This is a genomic window from Streptomyces sp. NPDC000941, from assembly GCF_053599555.1.
Window position 1 is genome coordinate 1 of sequence record NZ_JBSFMM010000422.1, and the last position, 4,501, is coordinate 4,501.

General features: G+C 72.6%; 1 protein-coding gene. It reads right to left on the reverse strand.

Annotated elements, in window-relative coordinates; genetic code table 11:
• A partial coding sequence (locus ACWDSL_RS52100) for an SDR family NAD(P)-dependent oxidoreductase (protein ID WP_450496640.1) occupies positions 1–4,501 on the reverse strand: 4,501 nt, incomplete at both ends.

Genomic DNA, 4,501 nt, shown 5'->3' on the forward strand with positions numbered 1-4,501 from the left:
GCACTCGCCAACGCCTGACGAATCACCCGCTGCTGCGACGGACCATTCGGCGCCGTCAAACCATTCGACGCACCATCCTGATTCACCGCCGAACCCCGAACCACCGCCAACACCTCATGCCCAAGGCGACGGGCGTCGGACAACCGCTCCAACACCAGCACACCCACACCCTCGGACCAGCCGACACCATCGGCCGACTCCGAGAACGCCTTGCACCGCCCATCCGGCGACAACCCCCGCTGCCGCGAGAACTCCACAAACGACGCCGGTGTCGACATCACCGTCACACCACCGGCCAACGCCAGCGAGCACTCCCCCGACCGCAACGCCTGAGCCGCCAGATGCATCGCCACGAGGGAAGACGAACACGCGGTGTCGACCGTGACCGCCGGACCTTCCAGACCCAGCGTGTACGACACCCGCCCCGACACCACACTGCCCGCGCTGCCGTTCGTCTGGTATCCCTCGAACTCCGCACCGCGCAGCAAAGTGCCGTAGTCGTTGTACATCACCCCCGCGAACACACCCGTCCGGCTGCCCCGCAGCGACACCGGATCGATCCCCGCCCGCTCGAACGCCTCCCACGACGTCTCCAGCAACAACCGCTGCTGCGCATCGGTCGCCAACGCCTCACGCGGACTGAGGCCGAAGAACGCCGCGTCGAACTCCCCGGCATCGTGGAGAAAACCACCTTGCCGGGTGTACGACGTACCCGTGTGATCCGGGTCCGGGTCGTACAGCGCCTCCAGATCCCAGCCACGGTTGTCCGGGAAGCCCGAGATGGCATCCTGACCGACGTCCACCAGACGCCACAGGTCCTCCGGAGTCCGCACCCCGCCCGGGTAGCGGCAGGCCATGCCCACGACCACCACCGGGTCATCGGCGACGGGGAGAAGGGCGTGGGCCGTGTTCCCGGCCTCCGCGGTATCCGCGACACCGGTCGCTTCCGGGCCGAGCAGTTCGTCCAGCAGGTAGCCCGCCAGCGCCTCGGCGGTCGGATAGTCGAAGACGACGGTCGCGGGCAGCCGGAGGCCCGAGGCGGCGCCGAGCCGGTTGCGCAGCTCCACCGCTGTCAGGGAGTCGAAGCCCAGCTCCTGGAAGGCGCGCGTCGGCGCCACGACGTCCGCCGTCGCGTGTCCCAGCACCAGCGCCACATGCGTACGGACCAGGTCGAGCGCGGCCTCCGAGCGCTCCGCCCGCGGCAGGCCGGCCAGCCGCTGTGCGAGGGAGGCCGAGGTGCCGGGCGCGGTGGCCGCCGAGCGGCGGAGGGGGGTGCGGATGAGTCCTCGCAGCAGTGGCGGGATCTCGCCACGTGCGCGCAGCGCGGGCAGATCGAGCGGTACGGGCAGGAGGACGGCGTCCGGCACGGCGAGGGCGGCGTCGAACAGCGCCACGCCCCGCTCGGCCGGCAACGCGGGCATGCCCTCCCGGGCCAGGCGGCGCATCTCCGCCTCGGTCAGGGTGCTGGTCATCCCGCCCGCCTGGGTCCACGGGCCCCAGGCCAGCGACACCGCCGGAAGCCCGGTCGTACGTCGATGCTCCGCCAGCGCGTCCAGAAACGCGTTGCCCGCGGCGTAGTTGGCCTGGCCCGCGCCACCGAAGGTGCCCACGACCGACGAGAAGGTGATGAACCCGGCCAGGTCCAGGTGGCGGGTCAGTTCGTGCAGATGCCAGGCGGCATCCACCTTCGGGCGCAGTACGGCGGTAATGCGCCGCGGGGTAAGGGTCTCGATCACGCCGTCGTCCAGGACGCCCGCGGTGTGCACCACGGCCGTCAGCGGGTGGTCCCGCTCCACACCGGCCACCAGCTCGGCCAGCGCGTCGCGGTCGGCGATGTCGCATGAGGTCACGGTCACCTGGGCGCCCAAGGCGGTGAGTTCGTCGGCCAGCCGATCGGCGCCCGCTGCGGCGCGGCCACGGCGGCTGGCCAGGAGCAGATGCCTGACCTGGTGGTCGGTGACCAGGTGGCGGGCCAGTATGCCGCCCAGCCCCCCGGTGCCGCCGGTGATCAGCACGGTGCCCTCGGGGTCCCATTCGGCGCCGCGCTCGCCCGGTACGGCCACCCGGGCCAGTCGGCCGACGTGGACCGCACCGTCACGTATCACCAACTGCGGTTCCGCGGAGCCGAGCGCCCCCGGCAGCGCCGCGGCCGACTCGGGCCGGGCGTCGAGGTCGGCGAGGACGAACCGGTCCGGGTGTTCCGCCTGCGCCGAGCGAACCAGGCCCCATACGGTCGCGGCAGCCACATCGTGGGCAGCGGGCGGGTCGCCGGCGGCGCCTCGGGTGATGAACACCAGCCGGGAGCCCGCCAGGCGTTCCTCCTCGGCCAGCCAGGTCTGCAGGTACGTCAGCATCTGGGCGCTGAGGCGGTGTGCGGTGGCGACCACCGCGTCGGCCGCCTCAGCCGCATCGGCTGCTCCGGTGAGCGGGATGAGCACGGCGCCCGGGACAACAGCCTCGTCGCCAGCCGCATGGATGAGGTCGGCGAGATCGGCGTACGGGCGTACGGTGTGGCCCGTGGCCTCGAGCGCCTCGGCGAGCCCGAGGGGGTCCGGGCCGACCACGGCAAGCGGTCCGGCGTCGGCAGGGGGCGCGGCGTGGTCGGCGGTGGCTGCCGTCCAGTCGAGCCGGAACAGCGCGTCGCGCTCCGCCGCGCCCGCGGCGTTGCTCAGTTGCCCGGCGGACAGCGGCCGTAGCGCCAGGGAGCCGACCGTGGCCACCGGGGTGCCGGAGGTGTCGGCGAGGTCGAGGGACACCGCATGGGGACCGGCCGGGGCGAGCCGGATCCGGAGGGCCCTCGCGCCGCTCGCGTGCAGGGTGACGTTCTCCCAGGAGAAGGGCAGGGCCGTGCGCGGTATGTCACCGTCGAGCAGCGCCACCGCGCGCAGGGTGGAGTCGAGCAGCGCCGGGTGCAGCCCGAAGCCGTCGGTGTCCGCCGTATCCGCGACGGGTACGGCGTCGTCCCCGACGTCGGGCAGCGCGATCTCCGCGAAGATCTCCGCGCCCCGCCGCCAAGCCGCGGTGAGCCCCTGGAAGAGGGGACCGTAGCCGAATCCGTCCTCCGCGAGCCGGTCGTACAGCCCGTCCAGCTCGATGGGCGCGGCCCCGGTCGGTGGCCACTGGACAGCGTCGAACGCGGTGTCGGCAGCGGTGGTGCGCGTACGTGTGCCGAGCACACCGTCGGCGTGCCGGACCCACTCCTGGCCCACCGCTCCCTCGGGCCGCGCGGACACCGCCACCGGACGGCGGCCGTCCTCGTCCGCCGCGCCGACCCGCAACTGCACCTGGATCGCGCCGTGTTCGGAGAGCACCAGCGGCGTGGCGAGCGTCAGCTCCTCCACGAGGTCGCAGCCGACCTCGTCACCGGCGCGAATCGCCAGTTCGAGAAGCGCGGTGCCCGGCAGCAGCACGGCGCCCATGACGGCGTGCTGCGCCAGCCACGGATGCGTCCGCAGCGAGAGCCTGCTGGTGAACAGCGCGCCTTCACCATCGGCCAGCTCCACGGCGGCGCCGAGCAACGGATGGTCCGCGGAGCCGAGTCCGGCGGCGGTGATGTCCCCAGCCGGGTTCGATGTCGACTGGGGCCAGTAGCGCTCGTGCTGGAAGGCGTACGTCGGCAGCTCGACGCGGTGCGCACCGCGTCCGCTCCCGTTCCCGTTTCCGCTCCCCGCCAGAAACGCGGCCCAGTCGGGGGACGTACCGCGCACATGGAGCCGGGCGAGGGCGGTGGCCGCGGACAACTCCTCGGAGCGGTCCCGGCGCAGCAGCGGCAGAAGGGCCGCGTCGGAGGACAGGGAGTCCCTGGCCATGGCGGAGAGTACGCCGTCGGGACCGATTTCGAGGAAGGTGTCGACGCCAGCGTCTTCCAGTGTCCGGAGGCCGTCGGCGAAGCGTACGGCGGCCCGGGCGTGCTGTACCCAGTAGTCCGCTGACAGCGTCTCGCCGTCGGTGCCACTGCCGGGGACGGGTGTTCCGGTCACCATGGACACCATGGGGATCCGCGGCGCGTGGTAGGTCAGTCCCTCGGCCACGGTGCGGAAGTCGTCCAGCATGGGGTCCATCAGCGGCGAGTGGAAGGCGTGCGAGACCGACAGCCGCTTGGTCCTGCGCCCGCGCGCGGCGATTTCGTCCACCACATCCCGTACGGCGCTCTCGTCACCGGCGATGACCACGGCTTCTGGGCCGTTGACGGCGGCGATGCCGATCAGATGCTCGCGGCCCGCCAGCAGCGGTGCCACCTCGTCCTCGGTGGCCTGGAGCGACACCATCGCGCCGGCCTCGGGCAGGGCCTGCATCAGCCGGGCGCGTGCCGCCACCAAGGTGCAGGCGTCCGGCAGGCTGAGCACCCCGGCCACGTGTGCCGCGGCGAGCTCCCCGATCGAATGCCCGGCCACGAAGCGGGGCGTGACACCCCAGGACTCCGCCAGCCGGAACAGCGCCACTTCCACCGCGAACAGGGCGGGCTGAGTGAACTCCGTACGGTCAAGAAGCTCCGCTTCGG